This is a genomic window from Barnesiella viscericola DSM 18177 (assembly GCF_000512915.1).
GTDB lineage: Bacteria > Bacteroidota > Bacteroidia > Bacteroidales > Barnesiellaceae > Barnesiella > Barnesiella viscericola.
Window position 1 is genome coordinate 2,519,403 of sequence record NZ_CP007034.1, and the last position, 20,598, is coordinate 2,540,000.

General features: G+C 52.1%; 17 protein-coding genes, 2 tRNA genes, 2 rRNA genes and 1 pseudogene (1 of these 22 cut by a window edge). 12 read left to right on the forward strand and 10 right to left on the reverse strand.

All coding sequences use genetic code 11. The features are described 5' to 3' along the window. Positions 1-80: 80 nt before the first annotated feature. Positions 81-1,397, forward strand: coding sequence for a phosphatase PAP2 family protein (locus BARVI_RS10430; protein WP_025279194.1), 1,317 nt, complete (start codon positions 81-83; stop codon positions 1,395-1,397). A 97-nt stretch (positions 1,398-1,494) separates the two neighbouring features. Here BARVI_RS10430 and rpmH read toward each other — a convergent pair whose 3' ends face one another. Continuing rightward, entirely contained in the window at positions 1,495-1,650 is a 156-nt protein-coding gene (gene rpmH, locus BARVI_RS13205; RefSeq protein WP_008862477.1) for a 50S ribosomal protein L34, read from the reverse strand. A gap of 185 nt (positions 1,651-1,835) precedes the next feature. Here rpmH and efp point away from each other — a divergent pair, with 185 nt between their 5' ends. The 3 genes from efp to radC all read left to right on the forward strand — a co-directional run bounded on the left by efp (position 1,836) and on the right by radC (position 4,521). Then, a complete protein-coding gene (gene efp, locus BARVI_RS10435; RefSeq protein WP_025279195.1) occupies positions 1,836-2,399 on the forward strand; it encodes an elongation factor P in 564 nt (187 codons plus the stop codon). 422 nt (positions 2,400-2,821) lie between these two features. Further along, positions 2,822-3,817: a glycosyltransferase gene (locus BARVI_RS10440; RefSeq protein ID WP_025279196.1), complete on the forward strand. Its 996-nt coding sequence runs from the start codon at positions 2,822-2,824 to the stop codon at positions 3,815-3,817. 2 nt (positions 3,818-3,819) lie between these two features. After that, on the forward strand, positions 3,820-4,521 hold the full coding sequence (gene radC, locus BARVI_RS10445; protein WP_025279197.1) for a RadC family protein: 702 nt from the start codon (positions 3,820-3,822) through the stop codon (positions 4,519-4,521). A gap of 98 nt (positions 4,522-4,619) precedes the next feature. On the opposite strand, the gene BARVI_RS10450 is transcribed toward radC, so the two are convergent. Further along, entirely contained in the window at positions 4,620-5,183 is a 564-nt protein-coding gene (locus BARVI_RS10450; protein ID WP_232213978.1) for an OmpH family outer membrane protein, read from the reverse strand. 64 nt (positions 5,184-5,247) lie between these two features. Further along, positions 5,248-5,439 carry a hypothetical protein gene (locus BARVI_RS13210; protein WP_084547048.1) on the reverse strand — a complete coding sequence of 64 codons (192 nt, stop codon included), beginning with the start codon at positions 5,437-5,439 and terminating at the stop codon, positions 5,248-5,250. Positions 5,440-5,928: 489 nt separating this feature from the next. Between BARVI_RS13210 and BARVI_RS10460 the strand changes: the two genes are divergently transcribed. Beyond that, the gene (locus tag BARVI_RS10460; protein ID WP_025279200.1) at positions 5,929-7,386 is read left to right on the forward strand and encodes an aminoacyl-histidine dipeptidase; all 1,458 of its coding nucleotides are present in this window, start codon (positions 5,929-5,931) and stop codon (positions 7,384-7,386) included. A gap of 117 nt (positions 7,387-7,503) precedes the next feature. Here the strand turns inward: BARVI_RS10460 and BARVI_RS10465 are convergent, their stop codons facing one another. The 7 genes from BARVI_RS10465 to rsfS form a co-directional block, all read right to left on the reverse strand. Continuing rightward, entirely contained in the window at positions 7,504-8,061 is a 558-nt protein-coding gene (locus BARVI_RS10465) for a DUF3332 domain-containing protein (RefSeq protein ID WP_025279201.1), read from the reverse strand. A 146-nt stretch (positions 8,062-8,207) separates the two neighbouring features. Continuing rightward, positions 8,208-9,602: an MltF family protein gene (locus tag BARVI_RS10470; protein WP_025279202.1), complete on the reverse strand. Its 1,395-nt coding sequence runs from the start codon at positions 9,600-9,602 to the stop codon at positions 8,208-8,210. Between the two features lie 3 nt (positions 9,603-9,605). Beyond that, complete coding sequence (gene udk, locus BARVI_RS10475) at positions 9,606-10,217, reverse strand: uridine kinase (RefSeq protein WP_025279203.1); 612 nt, start codon at positions 10,215-10,217, stop codon at positions 9,606-9,608. 32 nt (positions 10,218-10,249) lie between these two features. Beyond that, positions 10,250-11,419 carry an AIR synthase related protein gene (locus BARVI_RS10480; RefSeq protein ID WP_025279204.1) on the reverse strand — a complete coding sequence of 390 codons (1,170 nt, stop codon included), beginning with the start codon at positions 11,417-11,419 and terminating at the stop codon, positions 10,250-10,252. A 66-nt stretch (positions 11,420-11,485) separates the two neighbouring features. After that, complete coding sequence (locus tag BARVI_RS10485) at positions 11,486-12,331, reverse strand: phosphatidate cytidylyltransferase (protein ID WP_025279205.1); 846 nt, start codon at positions 12,329-12,331, stop codon at positions 11,486-11,488. Between the two features lie 236 nt (positions 12,332-12,567). Beyond that, positions 12,568-14,655, reverse strand: a complete 2,088-nt coding sequence (gene ftsH / locus BARVI_RS10490) for an ATP-dependent zinc metalloprotease FtsH (RefSeq protein ID WP_025279206.1) — start codon at positions 14,653-14,655, stop codon at positions 12,568-12,570. Positions 14,656-14,692: 37 nt separating this feature from the next. Next, positions 14,693-15,049 carry a ribosome silencing factor gene (gene rsfS / locus BARVI_RS10495; RefSeq protein WP_025279207.1) on the reverse strand — a complete coding sequence of 119 codons (357 nt, stop codon included), beginning with the start codon at positions 15,047-15,049 and terminating at the stop codon, positions 14,693-14,695. 379 nt (positions 15,050-15,428) lie between these two features. Here rsfS and BARVI_RS10500 point away from each other — a divergent pair, with 379 nt between their 5' ends. From BARVI_RS10500 to BARVI_RS10530, 7 genes and pseudogenes are all read left to right on the forward strand, one after another. Continuing rightward, positions 15,429-15,812: a DUF3127 domain-containing protein gene (locus BARVI_RS10500; RefSeq protein WP_025279208.1), complete on the forward strand. Its 384-nt coding sequence runs from the start codon at positions 15,429-15,431 to the stop codon at positions 15,810-15,812. 47 nt (positions 15,813-15,859) lie between these two features. Beyond that, positions 15,860-16,134, forward strand: a pseudogene (locus BARVI_RS10505) (putative quinol monooxygenase). A gap of 162 nt (positions 16,135-16,296) precedes the next feature. Beyond that, a complete protein-coding gene (ald, locus tag BARVI_RS10510; RefSeq protein ID WP_025279209.1) occupies positions 16,297-17,397 on the forward strand; it encodes an alanine dehydrogenase in 1,101 nt (366 codons plus the stop codon). Positions 17,398-17,743: 346 nt separating this feature from the next. Then, positions 17,744-19,275 (forward strand): 16S ribosomal RNA (locus tag BARVI_RS10515). Positions 19,276-19,399: 124 nt separating this feature from the next. Next, a tRNA-Ile gene (locus BARVI_RS10520) sits at positions 19,400-19,473 on the forward strand. Between the two features lie 77 nt (positions 19,474-19,550). Then, positions 19,551-19,624 (forward strand) — tRNA-Ala (locus BARVI_RS10525). Between the two features lie 100 nt (positions 19,625-19,724). Beyond that, a 23S ribosomal RNA gene (locus BARVI_RS10530) occupies positions 19,725-20,598 on the forward strand (it continues 1,995 nt past the right edge of the window). Together the 16S and 23S rRNA genes with 2 tRNA genes alongside form the textbook arrangement of a ribosomal RNA operon.

The following is a 20,598-nucleotide window of genomic DNA, read 5'->3' on the forward strand; positions in this document are numbered from 1 at the left end:
CCCGGTGCGGCGTTTGGATATGCCGGATAAAAGGCCGAACTTTGCAACGGTCTTTATAATTATGCTAATAGCTTGACAAGATGAAAAACATCACACTACTCTTCATGGCGGTTTTGCTGCTCGTTTCGACTTTCCCTTGTCGGGCGGCAGCTCCTCTTGTGTCGTCTGTCGCCACCGACTCGATTGCCGATTTGCGGCCGCTCACCTCGTGGCAGCGGTTCAACCGCAAGGTCGACAAGTTTACCTCCTCGAAAGGTTTTCAAATGACCTATGTAGGAGTGCCGCTGGTGGTGGCCGGTGTGGCCACGATACCGGGACGGGAGCGATTCCGTCAGTTGCGCAACGACTATGTGCCCGAGTTCAAATATAAATATGACGACTACCTGCAATATGCACCGGCCGTGGTGATGCTGGGATTGAAAGGATTCGGTGTGGAGAGCCGCAGTTCGTGGGGCCGCATGCTGGTCTCCGATGCCTTCTCGGCCGCCATCATGGCTACGGTGGTCAACACCATCAAATATACGGCCCATGTGCAGCGGCCCGATGGCAGCAATTACAAGTCGTTCCCTTCGGGGCATACGGCCACGGCCTTTATGACTGCCATGATGATGCACAAGGAGTATGGCGATCGCAGTCCCTGGTACAGCATCTCGGCCTTTACGGTAGCTGCGGTGACGGGGGTAAGTCGTCAGTTGAACAACCGCCATTGGGTGTCGGACGTGCTGGCCGGTGCCGGTATCGGTATCCTCTCGACCGAGTTGGGTTACTATCTGGCCGACCTGATATTTAAGGATAAAGGGTTGAACTTCGAGTCGCCCACCGATTACCCGCTGTTGGAGAAGCCTTCGTTTGTAGGACTCTATATGGGTTTCTCTTCGGGATTGGGGAGTATAGCTCTGGCCGACGGCATGAAACTGAACACCGGTATCGGTAGTCGCATCGGTGTGGAGGGGGCCTATTTCTTCAATCGTTACATCGGTTGCGGTGGTATGGCTACGGTCTCGAACATTCCCGTGTCGCTCAATACCCGCCCCGATGCCGCTCTCGAACCCATAGACGAGGGTCGGGCCATGGCCGGGGCTTATGCCCAGTATCCCTGTACAAGCCGGTGGTCGGTAGGTTGCAAGGCTTTGGCCGGTTACAACTACATTCCTTCTCGGACGTTGGGGTGTGAAGGTATCACCTTCGGTCGCGACAACTTTGTGTGGAGCGCCGGCGTCTCGATAGGGTATATGTTGAAGAGTCATTTTGGGGCCCGTTTCTTCTGCGACTATACCTCGACCTCGACCTCGTTCACCCTGTCGCCGTCGCAAGAGTTGGGTATATCGGAGTCCCGATCGGGTAACAGCGCGATTCATGCACTCACCTGGGGAGCCTCGGCCAATATCCTGTTTTAGGGGGAGGGCTCCCGGGGAAACGATTCCAGAGAATAGAAACATAAAACGGGGCTGTATCGAAAGGATACAGCCCCGTTTTATATGTCGGATAATTTTTTTAGAAAGGATGTCTTTCGTCCGAAACCGTCAATTTGGCGCGGCCTTTTGCACGACGGCTGGCCAGTACGCGACGACCGTTTGCCGTAGACATTCTCAGACGGAATCCGTGTTTGTTAATTCTTTTTCTGTTCGAAGGTTGAAATGTTCTTTTCATTGCCGTTATATTTTTATCGTTATTATTCCTTTTTTCGGACTGCAAAAATAGATACTTTTTTTTAATAAACCAAGAGATTACCTATTTTTGGAAGATTTCTTTTTGAGATTTTATTGATTTAGTTTACTTTTGTACGCCGAAAGTTCAGAGACAAAGAATAATATAATCACAATAATAAGATAAATATGATTAACTCGCAAGACATTAAAAACGGAACCTGTATCCGTTTGGACGGAAAGCTCTATTTCTGTGTTGAATTTCTGCATGTGAAACCGGGTAAGGGAAATACGATTATGCGTACCAAACTCAAAGATGTGGTATCGGGTCGTGTGCTTGAACGCCGCTTCAACATCGGTGAAAAACTGGAAGACGTGCGTGTGGAGCGTCGTCCTTACCAATATTCCTACAACGAGGGCGATCACTATCATTTCCTCAACCAAGAGACTTGGGACGATATCATTATCAATAAAGAACTCATCACGGGTGTGGATTTCCTGAAAGAAGGCATGGTTGTCGAGGTGGTTTCCGATGCTTCGACCGATACCGTTCTCTTTGCCGAACTGCCGGTAAAGGTACAGCTCGAAGTTACCTACACCGAGCCGGGTCTCAAAGGCGATACGGCTACCAATACTACCAAACCGGCTACGGTCGAGACGGGTGCCACGGTGCGTGTACCTCTCTTCATCGAGACGGGCGAAATGATTGTAGTCGATACGCGCGACGGTTCCTATATCGAACGTGCCAAATAATAAGACGGCTTTTCAATTTCCTGATATACAGCGGGACTTGTGTAAACGGGTCTCGCTCTTTTTTTGCTGCCTTGTATTTGGCTTTGTGCTTGGCCACTGTATTGAATTAGAATGTATATTGGAATAGTAAAGGTTTCTTGTCCGAGCCTTTCGCCATATTTTATTGGATACCGCATCGAGGTGCGGTATGACCGAATGTCACCCCGTGCTGCGACGTGGGGTCCAGTAGAGGCTGTAAGTCTCCTCTCGATTATGGAAACCGGAGTTTGAAAACTTTGTTTTCTGTTTGTCTTTGCACTCGCCTTTCGCTATATTTGGATAATATAGGATTCGGCTCGGCCAAGCCCAACTTGAAAACTTTGTTTTCCGTTTGTCTTTGCTTTCGCCTTTCACTATATTTGTAAAAACAGAATATTATTGTTATGCCCTATTTCTCGATTATAGTGCCGGTGTACAATCGGCCCGACGAAGTGAACGACCTTCTTAAAAGTCTGTCGCAACAGACCAGCAAGGATTTTGAGGTTATCTTGGTAGAGGACGGTTCGACCGTGCGTTGTGCCGAGGCTGTCGAACGTTATGCCGACGCGCTGGATATACACTATTATTACAAGGAGAACGAGGGGCGCAGCATTGCCCGCAACTATGGAATGGAGCGGGCTTCGGGTCGCTATTTCATTTTCTTCGACTCCGATTGCGTGATTCCCGAACGCTATTTCGAGGTACTGAGCAAGGCTCTGAACCGGCATTATACCGATTGTTTCGGTGGTCCCGATGCCGCACACGACTCCTTTACCGACGTGCAGAAGGCCATCAACTACTCGATGACTTCGTTTCTCACGACGGGAGGCATTCGCGGGGGAAAGGTGCAGCTTGAGAAGTTTACGCCCCGCACCTTCAACATGGGATTCTCGCGCGAGGTCTATGAGCGGGTGGGAGGATTCCGCGAGATGTTCAGCGAGGACATCGACATGAGTACCCGCATTCGTCAGGCCGGATTCTCGATTGCTCTCATTCGCGACGCCTTTGTCTATCACAAGCGGCGGGTCAACCTGCGGTTGTTTCTTCGGCAGATTTACATCTTCGGCATGTCGCGCATCTCGCTCTATCTGCTCTACCCCGATACGTTGAAGCTCGTCCATTGGCTTCCCGCCTGTTTTGTGGTAGGGTCGCTGGCAATGATTATAGGCTCGTTTTTCTGGTGGCCGGCCATTTTGCCGCTGGCCCTCTATCTGTTGGCCGTTTTTGTGGTTTCGTGGTGCATGAACCGGCGACTCAAAATTGCCGTGCTGTCGGTGGCTGCCAGCGTGATACAGCTGGGAGGCTACGGCGTGGGTTTCTTGAAAGCCTTTTTCTTGAAGGTGGTGTTGGGGCGTGGCCGCGACGAGGCCGAAGAGGTGCGTTTACGTAAAGGAAAGTAACCATGGAACGGAAGCGGGAGAAGTTGACCATTACCGAGTGGGCCGTCGAGGACCGTCCGCGCGAGAAGATGATGTTGCATGGCATCAGGGCGTTGAGCAATGCCGAGTTGTTGGCGATTCTTATCGGGTCGGGCAATGTCGACGAGACTGCGGTGGAGCTCTCGCAACGCATTCTCAACTCGGCGGGTAACAGCCTGAACAACCTGGGTAAATATGGAATCGACGATTTGGTGAAACCCTTCAAAGGGATAGGTGAGGCGAAGGCTATCACGATTATGGCTGCTTTGGAGATCGGTCGCCGGCGCCGGGACGAGGAGTTGCCCCGGCGTCCCGAGATAGTGGGCAGTGCCGATGTCTACAATCTTTTGCGTGGACAGATGATTGATTTGCCTCACGAGGAGTTCTGGGTGTTGCTGCTCAACCGGGCCAATCGGGTAATCGATACGTTGCGGGTGAGTCAGGGAGGCACGTCGGCGACGGTGGTCGATGTGAAACTGGTTATGCGCTCGGCCTTGCAACAGTTGGCCTCGGCACTGATTCTGTGTCACAATCACCCGTCGAACAACCTGTCGCCAAGCACGGCCGACGATCGGGTGACCGGCAAAATCAAGTCGGCCGCAGCTCTCTTCGATATTGCGGTGCTCGATCACATTATCGTAGGTGAGGAGGGTTATTTCAGCTATGCCGACGAAGGAAGACTATGATTATTATTCCCGGAAAATGGGAAAGGGAGGAAAAGAAAAACCTGTTGACTCGTGACGAGCAACAGGTTTCTGGTTTATAAATGAAATAGGATTGTCTGTTATTTCTTGGCGGCATCGTAGCGCTTGTTCAGCAGCTCGACCACTTCGTTGGTAATGTCGTAGGCGGGGTTGATGTAGAGCGTGCTGGCGTTGTTGAAGATGGCCTCGTATTTTTTCTCTTGATTATACTCTTTGATAAAGGTATTGATCGAGTCGTTCATTTGCATGAGCATCTTTTGTTGCTCGAGCATGTTCTCGTTGTCGAGACGTTGGGCATACTCTTGCAGGTCGGCAGCCTTCTTTTCGAGACGTTGGTATTCCTGTTGAGCTCTTTCGGGCGAAAGGAAGGCGTTGTTTTGGTATTTGCGTTGGAAATCGTCCTGCTCTTTTTTCAACTGACGAGCTTTCTCGTTGATCGAGGCGCGGGCGTTCTCCTGTTTGTTGATCATCTTTTCGTTGAGATCTTTGGCGTAGTTGTATTTGGAGAGCAAAGAGTCTACGTTGATGTAGGCGATGGGCAATTTCCCCTCGAAAGAGGTCGTCGATGTAGCGCTGTTTGAAGATTGATTGGTCGCGTTTTGTTTATTGCCGCATTGAACCATTAAGAAAGATAAGGCAACCACAGTTACTGTTCGGATTGCAAGGGTAAAAGTCTTCATGTTATTTATCAGTCTAAAATTTATATCGTTATCTAAGTTTCTCCTTCCTCTCCTGGGCATCGGTCGAAACGGCACAGGAGATACCTTTTTTGCGCAGATACTGGTTGTCACTGATGTGCGGGCTGGGGAACCGGCCGCCCTTGACAAAGAAAACTCTCACGCCCAAAAGAGCGACTGCCAGTACAAGAAATCCTGCGGTAAAAAGTAGAATCTTCCACATTTCACTTTCCTTTTAGATTATATAGGAATCGGCTCGACTCTGTCAAAAAATGAAAATTGTGTTTTTCATTTATCCTTGCTCTCGCCTTTATCCTATTTGGATAATATAGGATTCGGCTCGGCCAATCCAAAATTGAAAACTCGGTTTCCATTTGTCTCTGCTCTTGCCTTTCCCTATATTTGGATTATATAGGATTCGGCTCGGCCAAGTCCAATTTGAAAACTTCGTTTTCCGTTTGTCTTTGCACTCGCCTTTCACTATATTTGTCTATCCAAACAAAGAGCCTCCGCTCGGGGCGAAACAAACCGCTTGGTTGTGTATGCCTTACGGGGTCGCTTTGCTGTGCAAAGATAGAAAAGGAAAATGTGAATTTGGTCGAAGAATGGAATTATTTTGACGACGAAATCGGTAAAATCGAGAAATTTAACATAAATTTCTTCGGATATAGAAAGTTTAGCAAAGAGCAAATTGTTACTAAAATAGAAAGATATGGAGATTAAAGATCTGAAACCTTCGTTGATTTGGCACTATTTTGATGCCATTACCAAAGTTCCCCGTCCTTCTAAGAAAGAGGGGCGCATTCGTGAGTTCCTGTTGGCTTTTGCCCGGGAACAGAACTTGGCCGCCAAGGTCGATGCCACAGGCAATGTGGTGATTACCAAAGAGGCCGTGCCCGGGTGCGAAGGGGCACCTACCGTTATCTTGCAGGCTCACATGGATATGGTGTGCGAGAAGAACGGCAACGTGAAACACGATTTCGAGAACGACCCCATCGATGCTTATGTCGATGGCGAGTGGGTGAAGGCTCGGGGTACGACGCTGGGTGCCGATAACGGTATCGGTATGGCGGCTGCTTTGGCGGTACTGGCCGACAAGGATCTGAAACATGGTCGTGTACAGGCCCTCTTTACCGTTGATGAGGAGACCGGTTTGACCGGAGCCTTCGGGCTCGAAGCCGGGACGATTGACGGCAAGTATCTGCTGAACCTCGATTCGGAGGACGAGGCCGAGATCTTTATCGGTTGTGCCGGTGGTATCGACACTACCTCGACTTTTACCTATCGGCAGGAGCCGCTTCCGGCCGGTAAATTCTACTTGCGTGTCGAGGTGAAGAACCTGTTGGGCGGTCACTCGGGTAGTGACATTAATTTGGGCCGTGGCAATGCCAACAAGTTGCTGGCCCGTTTCCTGTGGTTGTGCATGCAGCGTCATGAGATGCACCTGTGTGCCATCGACGGCGGTAATCTGCGCAATGCCATACCGCGCGAGGCGATGGCGGTGATTGCCGTGAATCCCGAGGATAAGGAGGCTATCCGTGCCGAGGTGAACCACTTTGCGGCCGATGTGGCTGCCGAGTTGAGTGGGGTAGACCCGCAAGTGACGGTCGACGTGACTACGGCCGATACGCCCGAGTTTATGATTGAGGACCGTGTGGCCCGCTCGTTGATCAGTGCACTCTATGCTGCTCCTCACGGGGTGATGGCCATGAGTCACGATATCGAAGGGCTGGTCGAGACCTCAACCAACCTGGCTTCGGTGAAGATGACCGAGCCGGGCAAGATTGTGGTGGCCACGAGCCAACGCAGTTCGGTTGAGTCGGAGAAATACGATATTGCCTATCAGGTAGAGTGTCTCTTCCGCCTGGCCGGGGCCGAGCCTACACACGGTGACGGTTATCCCGGTTGGAAACCCAACATGCACTCGCACATCAAAGATGTGGCTGTGGCTGCCTACGAAGAGTTGTATCAACAGACGCCGGCCATCAAGGCTATCCACGCCGGCCTCGAATGCGGTCTGTTCCTGACGAAGTATCCCCAACTCGATATGATTTCGTTCGGGCCTACCTTGCGGGGGGTACACTCGCCCGACGAGATGATGCATATCCCGGCCGTGGAGAAGTTCTGGAATCACCTGGTACTCATCTTGGAAAAGGTGGCTGCCGAGTAATGAAGCTATATGGCGCGGGGGGCGAGTCCCCGCACTTTTTTTATCTGCCTGTCGGTTTGGCGGGTACAAAAAAAGGGAGGCGATTGCCTCCCTTTTTTATAAGGTTATCTTCGGATTTTATTTCAAGGCCAGATTGAGATTGCTGTATTGTGCAGCCTCTTGGTAAGCCATGACACCGGCCTGAGAGAGCTCGACCACAACGTTGTTGCCGTCGACACCCGGCAGTTGTACATGGTTCTCGTCGATGAAGGTCATGAATTTGGTGGTCTCACCGTTGGCCGATACCGACCAGGAGTTGTCGTTGCTGTCGAATACGAAGCCGATCGTTGAATTGTCGGCTGTATTGGTAATCGTGTACCCGTCTTTGTCGGTCTTTACCAGATAGATGTCGCCATTTTCGCCTTTTACCTCTTTGGTCGACGATTTGGCTATGATGTTTTCGCCGCTCCAGAATTCGATGGAGTTGAGAATGATGGCGTCGGCAGCGACGGTCAACTCATACACGGGAATGATATGGAATGCGATAAATACAAGTTCGTTGACAAATTTGTTGCTGATATTTTCGTTCCAGCTGAGAACCTTGTTGGTCAGTTTGAAAGATCCGATACAAGATGAGAAGCAGAGCGTTGCTGCTAAGGTGATGGCCAGAGCCATGGTCAGTTTGTTCTTTTTCATCGTTTTAAATTTTTAGTTAGAATTATAGTCGTGTATAAGTTTAGCTGGTTGAAAAAGAGGACAGCATGGCGGCCAAACAGGGACATGCGGTCCGGCGATTGATTATACTTCTACACAAAGATAAAACTTTTTGCGTAAAATAGTTTTTATAAAGGGATTTTTTCTTGATATATTTTGTAGTAGCGCAGCACTTCGTGTACGTAGGCTACGGTCTGGCGTCCCTTGAAATAGCCGAATTTGCACACCTCGTCGTTGAAATACTCGGGGTTGCTTTTCAACAAGATGTATTCGCTCACGTTGTCGTCCCACACATAGGGATTCTTGCCATATTTTTCGGCCAGGGCCATGGCGTCGAGCACGTGACCCAGCCCGGCGTTGTAGGCGGCCAGGATAAATTTGAGCCGCTCGCTCTTGTCCTGTATGGCCGAGAGGCTTTTGTTGAGCGACTGGATACTTTTGACGGCGGCGCTGAGGTTCTTCTCGGGGTTGGTCACCTCCTGAGGCGATACCCCGAAAGCCTGAGCCGTGCGGGGCATCAGCTGCATGAGGCCCCGGGCGCCGGCCCACGATACGGCCAGAGTGTCGAAGTGCGACTCGTTGTAGGCTTGGGCGGCGAGAATGCGCCAGTCCCAGTCGATTTCTCGGGCATATTTCTTGAACAGGTGGTCGTAGATGGAGATCTGTCCTTTCGACACCGACAATACGGCCGAGGTGGGGAACGACTTGCTCAGCTCGAAATAGCGGCGTGAGATGCTGCGGTAGGAGTCGGACTTCTGGTTCTCCTTGACCCATTGGTCGACGGCGTGGGCCAGGGCGGGCGAGCTCTTCCTCACGGCCCAGGAGGCCCGTTGGGGGAAGCTCACTTGCAGGTGAATGTCGATGTTGTTGTAGTAGGTGCGGTTCAACTGGGCCAGGTTGTTGTCGGCCAGGGTGTAGGGAATCTCGCCGGTCGATACCATCTCGATGAGCTCTTCGGTGACGACGGAGTCCTTGTCGATGTGGTGTATGCGTATACCGCCGCCCAGCTCGTTGTTGAGGTTGTTGATGCGCTCTTCGTATTTCGAACCGGCCTCGACGTAGATGTCTTTCCCGATGAGGTCGACCACGTCGTTCACCATTTCGCTCTTGCGCATGCGGGGCTGGATAAGCACCTGGTGGGTGATGTTCTCGGCGCCGCAGTAGAGCCACTCGTTCTTGGCATCGCCGATGATGGGCAGTTCGTAGGCGATAATGTCGCCCTCGCCCCGTTCCAGCATCTCGGTGAGGTGCTTGATGTTGTCGGCGACGATGACGGTTGTTTTCAGGTTGTAGTGGTCGGCAAACTGTTTGATGCGTTCGTATTCATAACCCATCTCTTCACCCCGGTAGAGGAAGTAGGAGGTCGAGCTGTACAGGGTGAGGACCCGCAGTTCACCCCGCTCGCAGATGGAGTCGAAATCGTTGGGCACATCTTCTGAGGTGTGCTGTTTGTTCCCTCCGCAGGCGGTGACAAGCAGGAGGGTGAGGAGCGTGTATATCCAGCGGGACAGGGTCCTCGGCATAGGCTAACCTTTGAGCTTGTGAGAGATGAAGTTGGTCATGATTTCGATGGCGACCGAGTTATGGCCTCCTTGCGGGATAATGATGTCGGCATAGCGTTTGGTCGGTTCGATGTGTTGCAGGTGCATGGGTTTGAGTACCCGCTGGTAGCGCTCGATTACCATCTCGACGGTGCGGCCCCGTTCGATGATGTCGCGTTTGATGACTCTGATAAGGCGGTCGTCGGCATCGGCGTCGACAAACACCTTCATGTCCATCATGTTGCGCAACTCTTCGTTGCAGAGAATGAGGATACCCTCGACAATGACGATGTCGCGGGGTTCGACAGTTATCGTCTCTTTCGAGCGGGTGCAGGTGAGGAACGAGTAGATGGGTTGTTCGATAGGGCGTCCCGCCTTTAACTCTTTGAGGTGTTTCACCAGCAGGTCGAAGTCGATGGCCGCCGGTTCGTCGAAGTTGATGTTCTGGCGTTCCTCTACCGGTACATTGCTGCTGTCCCAGTAATAGGAGTCTTGTGGAATAACGGCCGTTTGTCCGGGAGGCAGGCTCTCGATGATTTTTCGCACGACGGTGGTTTTACCCGACCCGGTTCCACCGGCTATTCCTATGATTAACATGGCATTTTGGTTTATGTGGGTGAGACGATTCCTTATTGGTATTCAAACCGGCCTTTGTCCGATTCGATGATGAGCTCATTGTGGTCGGCTGCTTGGGTGTAGCCGATGATGCGGGCATCGATGTCGAACGAACGGCTGATGTCGATTACGCGCTGGGCATCGGCTGCATCGACGTAGATTTCCATGCGGTGCCCCATGTTGAAGACTTTGTACATCTCGTGCCAGTCGGTTCCCGATTGCTCCTGTATGATGCGGAACAGCGGGGGAATGGGGAAGAGGTTGTTCTTGACGACCCGCATGTTCTCGACAAAGTGCATGACCTTGGTCTGTGCACCACCCGAGCAGTGAACCATGCCGTGTACGCGCGGACGCATCTCGTCGAGCAGCCGCTTGATGACGGGGGCATAGGTACGGGTGGGCGAGAGTACCAGTTTACCGGCGTCGATACCCAGTTCGGCAATCTGGTCGGTCAGTTTCAACTGTCCCGAATAGACCAGTTCGTCGGGTACGGCGTTGTCGTAGCTCTCGGGGTATTTGTCGGCGAGGTATTTGGCAAATACGTCGTGACGGGCCGAGGTGAGCCCGTTGCTGCCCATACCGCCGTTGTACTCTTTTTCATACGAGGCTTTTCCGTAGGACGATAGTCCCACGATGACGTCGCCGGGGCGGATATGTTCGTTCGATACGACATCTTTCCGTTTCATGCGGCAAGTCACGGTGCTGTCGACGATAATCGTTCGCACCAGGTCGCCCACGTCGGCCGTTTCGCCGCCCGTGCTGTAAGCGTTCACACCCAGAGCTCGCAGTTCGGCCAGCAGCTCTTCGGTACCGTTGATGATGGCCGAGATAACCTCGCCCGGTACCAGCAGTTTGTTGCGGCCGATGGTCGACGACACGAGTATGTTGTCGGTAGCTCCTACGCAGAGCAGGTCGTCGATGTTCATGATGAGAGCATCTTGTGCGATGCCTCTCCACACACTCAGGTCGCCCGTTTCGCGCCAGTACATGTAGGCCAGCGACGATTTGGTCCCGGCTCCGTCGGCGTGCATGATGTTGCAGTATTCGGGGTCGCCGCCCAGAATGTCGGGGATAATTTTGCAGAAGGCCTTGGGAAAGATACCCTTGTCGATATTCTTGATGGCGTTGTGCACATCTTCTTTCGATGCCGACACGCCGCGCAGGTTGTAACGTTGGTCGCTCATAGGTGTGTTGTGTAATTGTTGATTACAAAGTTAGTGGAAAAAAGACAGCGATGCAAGCATCGGTATTTATAAAACGAGGGTCAAGTAGATGAATATGACGGGCGAGGCCAGCAGTTCGCTGTCGAAACGGTCGAGAATACCTCCGTGCCCGGGCAGCAGTCGGCCCGAGTCCTTCACGCCGGCCGTGCGTTTGAGCAGTGATTCGCACAAGTCACCCCAGGTCGAGAACACCGAGGTGAGTATGCCCATGATAATCCATTGGGTAGTCGTCAGCAGACCGGGGATTATGTAGTTGAGACAGGCGGCGAGAATGATGCAGAAAACCAGTCCGCCGAAAAATCCCTCCCACGATTTCTTGGGCGAGATGCGCTCGAAAAGTCGGTGTCGTCCCAGCGTGCAGCCCACGATATAAGCTCCGGTGTCGTTGATCCAGATGAAGGCGAACAGGGCCATCAGCAGGTATTCGGGGTGACCGTAGAGCAGTTGGTATTCGGTGTTGTAGCCCCATACGCCCAACAGGGAAAGGGGCAATACAATATACACTTGTCCCAGTATGCTGTAAGCCCAACCGGCGATGGGCGACTTGTCGGGCGAGACGTAGAGCTGAATGATGGGACGGGCTACCAGATAGATGAGGTAGGTGAGAATCGATGCCCAGTGCAACGACTCGGTGAATTGTCCCGAGAAGGTGAATGTCGATAGAAACAGGGCACAGGCTCCTGCCAGATCGATTACGAAAAGGACCTGGTCGAAGGGACGCCCGAATCGGGTCAGGTTGAGAAACTCGACATAGCCGAGCAGGGCAATGAGCCCAAAGATACATAGAAAGGCATAGGCACCCGATAGAACAGCTGCTGTGATGATGATGATAAAGAGAATCCCGGTAAAGGTTCGGGTCAATAAATTTTTCACGATCTTTTATTTTTGATAAATCGATAATAAAAAAACAGTGCGGGAAGTGTGGTCGAGAAACATCGGGTCTCCTATCTGCTGATACCTCCTCGCATATATGCTACAAATATAGATATTATCCCTAAATGGCCGGCTCTTTTCAGCCCTCTTTTTGGCATACGGTTCATAAAAAAGAGATACCGGACGATGCCGGTATCTCTTTATGTGTCACTCCTGAGGCGGTCGGTCGCAGGGGCTTATTGACCGCTCTCGGGATTATCTTTCTCATTTTCTTTCTTTTCCTCGGCTTGGGGCTGGGGAGCGGAGGTGGCACTGTCGGCCGCTTGTTGCGATTTCTCTTCGCCCGCGGTTGCGGTGCTTCCGGGCTTCTCCTCCTTGTCCTTTTCGGCCTCTTCCTCTTTCTTGGCAGCCTCTTCGTCTTGCAGAATCTCTTCGGTGCGCGATATCCACGGCCGTTTGCCGAATATCTGTTCCACGTCTTCGGCAAAGATTACCTCGCGGGTAATCAAGACCTCGGCCAGTTTGGCATGCTTTTCGGCGTGCTCGCGCAGAATCGATTTGGCGCGTTCGTATTGCTCGTTGACGATTTGGCTCACCTCCTTGTCGATGAGTTTGGCCGTCTCCTCGCTGTAAGGTTTGGTAAATCCATACTCTTGTCCCGTGGAGTCGTAGTAGGAGAGGTTGGGCAGCTTCTCGCTCATGCCGAAGTAGACCACCATGGCGTAGGCCTGTTTGGTTACCCGTTCCAGGTCGTTCGAAGCACCGGTCGAGATGCGTCCGAGGAATACCTCTTCGGCTGCCCGTCCGCCCAGCGTGGCACACATCTCGTCGAGCATCTGCTCCCGGGTAGTGATTTGCCGCTCTTCGGGCAGATACCAGGCGGCACCCAAGGCGCGACCGCGTGGCACGATGGTTACCTTGATCAGGGGGTTGGCATATTGCAGCAGCCAGCTGATCGAGGCGTGGCCGGCTTCGTGTACGGCGATAGAGCGTTTTTCCTCCTGAGTGGTGATTTTCGAACGCTTCTCCAAACCACCCACGATGCGGTCGACGGCGTCCATGAAATCTTGCCGCTGTACGCTCTTCTTGTTTTTGCGGGCGGCGATAAGGGCGGCTTCGTTGCAGACGTTGGCGATGTCGGCTCCCGAGAATCCCGGAGTCTGGCGGGCCAACAGGTCTACATCGACCGAGTCGTCGATTTTCACGTTGCGCAGGTGTACCTTGAAGATGGCTTTACGGTAGTTCAGCTCGGGCAGCTCTACATAGATCTGACGGTCGAAACGGCCGGCACGCAGCAGTGCCTTGTCCAGAATATCGGCCCGGTTGGTCGCGGCAAGAATGATGACACCGCTGTTCGACCCGAATCCGTCCATCTCGGTGAGCAACTGGTTAAGGGTGTTCTCCCGCTCGTCGTTGGACCCCATGTTGGGGTTCTTGCCACGGGCCCGGCCCACGGCATCGATTTCGTCGATGAATACGATACAGGGTGCCTTCTCCTTGGCCTGGCGGAAGAGGTCGCGCACACGCGAGGCGCCCACACCCACGAACATCTCGACAAAGTCGGAACCCGACAGCGAGAAGAACGGTACGTTGGCTTCACCGGCCACGGCCTTTGCCAACAGGGTTTTACCTGTTCCCGGAGGGCCTACCAGCAGGGCTCCTTTGGGTATCTTGCCACCCAGCTCGGTGTATCGGCCGGGGTTTTTCAGGAACTCTACAATCTCTTCGACCTCCTGTTTGGCCTCCGAAAGTCCGGCCACATCGTCGAAGGTTACCTTCACGGCGCCGTCCTTGTCGAAAAGCTGAGCTTTGGCCTTGCCCACGTTGAACACGCCGCCGCCACCGCCGCCCTGGTTAGTCATACGGCGGGCCAGATAAATCCAGAAGATAATAAAGAAGATAATGGGCCCGAAGGTCCACAAGATGTTGGTCAGGTCGCTGCTGTTTTCGTAGTTGACCTCGGCATTGAAACCATAGTCCTTTACCCACGTGTCGAGCGTGGTAGCAAAGCTGTCGCCCGACGGTATGTTGGTGTAGATAATGGGTTTCCCGTTGATTTTATCGGTCTTGAAAACAGCTTTGGCCGTGCTGTCGTTCAGTTGAGCTTCGACATAATCTTTCTTGGCAAAGACGGTGACTTGCGTGATGCCGCCCTCTTTGGCAATCTTTTCAAATTCCGACCAGTTCACCTCCTTGCTCATCGAAGGGTCGTTGGCGTAGTAAAGGCCGAACAGAAGCAAGGCGATAAGCGCATACATCCAGTACAGGTTGAACCGGATTTTTTTCTTCTTGGGCCCCAATGGAGACATGTTGTTGTTTCCCATATTTTAATTATATAATGTACAAATGGAGTGTCAAAAATTATTCCACATCAGGAATCTCTGCCAATTTGGCATCATTCCACAATTGTTCGAGCTTGTAATAGTTTCGGTATTCGGGCAGGAAGATGTGGGCCAATATGCTGCCATAGTCGATAATGATCCATTGGCTGTTCTGGTAGCCGTCGTATCCGAAAGGTTTGATGCCGGTATGTTGTTGCACGTATTCCCTCACACTGTCGGCAATAGCCGCTACCTGCGTGGTCGACTGTCCTTCGCAAATGACAAAGTATGACGCGGCGGCCGATTCGATGTCCGAGAGATCTACGGTAGTGATTTTCTTTCCCTTTTTTTCTTGAATGCCTTCTACAATAGTTTCAATCAATTGCTTTTCTTTCATCTGTTTAATGTGTAAAATCTCAAATTGCAAAGATAATGCGATTTTTCCAATTACGAGGGAATAGCTTTGTTATAAAATTAAGGTGTTTAGTTAAAAACTCCTTTTGCCAAATGCGGTCGGGACAGGATTTTGCGCAGTGTGTCATATTCCCCGGGTTGCCGGTGTGCCGGTCGGGGGAATGCTTTGCTTTCTGCTGTTGCGGAGGGGAGGTATAACCTTCTGAATATGAAGCCTTCGGCTTTTCGTTTAACCGGGTGCTGATTCCTTGTCGTTGTGTCTGAGGGATATAACTGTCGTTTTTACAAAAATCTCAGACGAGTTGGGCTTTTTGTTTTCGACTTTGCGTATATTTGTTGCCAAATAATTTTGAACACTCAGTATGGAAATCAAAGGAAGAATCATTCACGTGTTGCCGTTGCAGGAAGGTGTATCGAAGGCCGGTAACCCGTGGAAGAAACAAGAGTATGTATTGGAAACCGAGGAACAATATCCCCGCAAGGTATGTTTCAATCTTTTTGGTGATAAGGTCGACCAGTATCCGGCTGCCATCGGCGATGACGTGACGGTGAGTTTCGACCTCGAAAGTCGTGAATTCAACGGCCGTTGGTATACCGATGTGCGTGCCTGGAAAATCGAGAAGTCGGCTCCGGCTGCCCAGGCTGTGCCCGATATGCCGCCTATGCCCAACGATATACCTCCATTCCCGCCGGCTCCGGCTGCTCCCGATCTGGCACCCTCGTCGACCGACGACCTGCCTTTCTAAGGGATGTTGTCGGGTGGTTTCATGAACCTTGTAGAAATAGAAAAACGATGGTTAGACTAAATGTATTTGTCAGAGTCGACGAGGCTCATCGCGCCGAATTTCTCGAAGTGGCTAAAAACTGACCGAGTACTCGTTGAAAGAGGTCGGGTGTGTGGCTTACGATATTTTCGAAAGCGCCACGCGGGGCGATGTGCTGATGATTTGCGAGACTTGGAAAGATGCCGAGGCTTTGCATACTCACGAACAGACCCCTCATTTCGTGGAATATGTAGGGCGTATGCATGCTATGGCCGAGATGAAGCAGGAGAAATTCAACTTCTGACCCGTCGGTTTGTCCCGGGAAAAATACTTATAAGCGGGGAGAGTGTACATTTTGTTACACGTTCCCCGCTTTTTTCGTGAAAAATCGGCCTTGGAATAGCGATTTGACAAATAATTTTCTTATCTTTCAACCGAATTAATCTAATCTTATAAATCTTAAACTATGATTGTAGGAATCCCCAAAGAAATCAAGAACAACGAGAATCGAGTGGGTATGACACCTGCCGGAGTCAATGAACTGGTGCGGAGAGGTCATACGGTGTATGTGCAGAAAGATGCTGGCGCAAACAGCGGGTTCCCCGACGAACACTACGAGCGGGTGGGTGCCCACATCTTGCCCACCATCGCCGACGTCTATGCCAAGGCCGAGATGATTGTCAAGGTCAAGGAACCTATCGAACCCGAGTATCCCCTCATTCGCAAAGGGCAGTTGTTGTTTACCTATTTCCATTTCGCATGCGATCGCAAGCTCACCGATGCCATGCTGGCCAGTGGTGCCACCTGTTTGGCCTATGAGACAGTCGAGCTGAAAGACCATAGCTTGCCGTTGCTCATACCCATGTCCGAGGTAGCCGGTCGAATGGCAACCCAGGAGGGCGCCCGCTTCTTGGAGCGTCCCCAGGGAGGCAAGGGCAAGTTGATGGGGGGTGTCCCCGGCGTGAAGCCGGCCAAGGTACTGGTAATCGGAGGCGGAGTCGTAGGCTATGCCGCAGCCTGTGTGGCTGCCGGTATGGGAGCCGACGTGACCATCACCGATCTCTCGCTGGCTCGTCTGCGCTATATCGACGAGGTGCGTCCCGCCAATATCAAGACCCTCTACTCCTCCGAATTTAATATCCGGGCCGAGCTCCCCACGACCGATCTTGTCATCGGGGCGGTTCTCATTCCCGGCGCCAAAGCACCCCATCTGATTACGCGCGACATGTTGGGTCTGATGGAGAAGGGGTCGGTGCTGGTCGATGTTGCCATTGACCAGGGTGGCTGCTTCGAGACCTCGCACCCCACCACACACTCCGACCCGGTCTACGAAGTCGACGGAATCCTGCACTATTGCGTGGCCAATATTCCCGGAGCCGTCTCCTCTACATCGACCCTGGTCTTGACCAATGCCACCCTGCCTTACGCCATCAAGCTGGCCGATAAAGGGTGGGAGAAAGCCTGCGCCGAAGACGAAGCGCTCTATAAGGGTTTGAACGTAGTCGATGGCAAAATCGTCTACCCGGCCGTAGCCGAAGCTTTCGGGTTACCTTGTGAAAAGATATAAGCAAATCTATCCCATAAAACAACCATTTTCGTCCCTGTCGCCTCTTGAAGTGGCAGGGACGAATTTTTTTCAAAAAAAAAGTTTGTTTGTAAGTATGTGGAAATAGGGTAGTTGAGAAAAAAGTATGTTTTATAGCATAAAAAAGTTGCCAAAAAATTTGGAGGGAATGGTAGAAAGAGTGTACCTTTGCATCGCTTTTCGAAAGAACAACGGCTCGACCGAAGGGAAAACGAAGGGCACAGTTCATTGACAAGACTGAAAAGAAGCAAGTGTAGTACAAGAGAAAGAACGAAGTCAATTTCGGCCGGGAATCACTTTGAAGGTATAAAAAGAAAAAACTAGATATACAACGAAGAGTTTGATCCTGGCTCAGGATGAACGCTAGCGACAGGCCTAACACATGCAAGTCGAGGGGCAGCGCGGAGGTAGCAATACATCTGGCGGCGACCGGCGCACGGGTGAGTAACACGTATGCAATCTGCCTGTAACAGGGGGATAACCCGGAGAAATCCGGCCTAATACCCCATAACGACATATCTTCGCATGGGGAGATGTCTAAAGAGAGCAATCTTGGTTACAGATGAGCATGCGGTCCATTAGCCAGTTGGCGGGGTAACGGCCCACCAAAGCGACGATGGATAGGGGTTCTGAGAGGAAGGTCCCCCACATTGGAACTGAGACACGGTCCAAACTCCTACGGGAGGCAGCAGTGAGGAATATTGGTCAATGGTCGGCAGACTGAACCAGCCAAGTCGCGTGAAGGAAGACGGCCCTACGGGTTGTAAACTTCTTTTGTCGGAGAGTAAAGTGCGCTACGCGTAGCGTATTGCAAGTATCCGAAGAAAAAGCATCGGCTAACTCCGTGCCAGCAGCCGCGGTAATACGGAGGATGCGAGCGTTATCCGGATTTATTGGGTTTAAAGGGTGCGTAGGCGGCACGCCAAGTCAGCGGTGAAATGCCCGGGCTTAACCCGGGAGCTGCCGTTGAAACTGACGAGCTAGCGTGCACAAGAGGCAGGCGGAATGCGTGGTGTAGCGGTGAAATGCATAGATATCACGCAGAACCCCGATTGCGAAGGCAGCCTGCTAGGGTGCAACGGACGCTGAGGCACGAAAGCGTGGGGATCGAACAGGATTAGATACCCTGGTAGTCCACGCAGTAAACGATGAATACTAACTGTTTGCGATATAATGTAAGCGGTACAGCGAAAGCGTTAAGTATTCCACCTGGGGAGTACGCCGGCAACGGTGAAACTCAAAGGAATTGACGGGGGCCCGCACAAGCGGAGGAACATGTGGTTTAATTCGATGATACGCGAGGAACCTTACCCGGGCTCAAACGCAGGGGGAATATGGGTGAAAGCCCGTAGCCAGCAATGGTCGCCTGCGAGGTGCTGCATGGTTGTCGTCAGCTCGTGCCGTGAGGTGTCGGCTTAAGTGCCATAACGAGCGCAACCCCTATTGACAGTTACTAACGGGTCAAGCCGAGGACTCTGTCGAGACTGCCGGCGCAAGCCGTGAGGAAGGTGGGGATGACGTCAAATCAGCACGGCCCTTACGTCCGGGGCGACACACGTGTTACAATGGCAGGTACAGAAGGCAGCCAGTCAGCAATGACGCGCGAATCCCGAAAACCTGTCTCAGTTCGGATTGGAGTCTGCAACTCGACTCCATGAAGCTGGATTCGCTAGTAATCGCGCATCAGCCATGGCGCGGTGAATACGTTCCCGGGCCTTGTACACACCGCCCGTCAAGCCATGGAAGCCGGGAGTACCTGAAGCATGCAACCGCAAGGAGCGTACGAAGGTAATACCGGTAACTGGGGCTAAGTCGTAACAAGGTAGCCGTACCGGAAGGTGCGGCTGGAACACCTCCTTTCTGGAGAAGAGATTCCGGAAGAGCCGAAAGGACAGATAGAAGTTCGGCCTCTTGACGCACTGCTTCTTTTCATTCATATAAAAAAAGGAAACAAAGAGACACCCGCCAGGGCACGATTTGAGACAGTCCTATAGCTCAGTTGGTTAGAGCGCTACACTGATAATGTAGAGGTCGGCAGTTCAAATCTGCCTGGGACTACACCGAAGCCGCCGCAAGGAAGGGCCCCGAGGAAAGAAGGGAACCGAGGACAAGCGGAAGAGAGGCCGAGAGAAAGCGGGGGATTAGCTCAGCTGGCTAGAGCACCTGCTTTGCAAGCAGGGGGTCAACGGTTCGAATCCGTTATTCTCCACTAGAAAGATCCTTGACATGTTGGAAAAAAGAGAACACGAGCACGAAGCAAACCCATATCAACCCAAAACGACAGACAATCAGCAATGAATGTCGGCCGAAAGAAAGTAAGAAAGGGCGCATGGAGGATGCCTAGGCTCTCGGAGGCGACGAAGGACGTGATAAGCTGCGAAAAGTTACGGAGAGGCGCAAATAGCCCGTGACCCGTAAATGTCCGAATGGGGCAACCCGGTCAGCAATGACCATACCGCCAAGCGGTAGGCCAACGCGGGGAACTGAAACATCTAAGTACCCGCAGGAAAAGAAAATAACAATGATTCCGCAAGTAGTGGCGAGCGAACGCGGAAGAGCCCAAACCGGCGCTGTTACGGCAGCGCCGGGGTAGAAGGATCCATAACAAAGGCAAGGAAGGAAGTTAGCAGAATACGATGGAAATCGTAGCCGTAGAGGGTGACAGCCCCGTAAGCGAAAACGGACAGAAGCCGAATGGACACCTGAGTAACCCAGGACACGAGAAATCCGGGGCGAATCGGCGGGGACCATCCCGTAAGGCTAAATACTCCCGAGAGACCGATAGCGAACCAGTACTGTGAAGGAAAGGTGAAAAGAACCTCGAACAGAGGAGTGAAAAAGACCCTGAAACCATGCGCCTACAAGCGGTCGGAGCGCGCAAGCGTGACGGCGTGCCTTTTGCATAATGAACCTACGAGTTACTGTTGATGGCAAGGTTAAGCGATTCAGTCGCGGAGCCGAAGCGAAAGCAAGTCCGAACAAGGCGTACAGTCATCAGCAGTAGACGCGAAACCAAGTGATCTACCCTTGGTCAGGTTGAAGGTTGGGTAACACCAACTGGAGGACCGCACTGATAAGCGTTGAAAAGCTTACGGATGAACTGAGGGTAGGAGTGAAAGGCCAATCAAACTTGGAGATAGCTCGTACTCCCCGAAATGCATTTAGGTGCAGCCTCGGGAAATA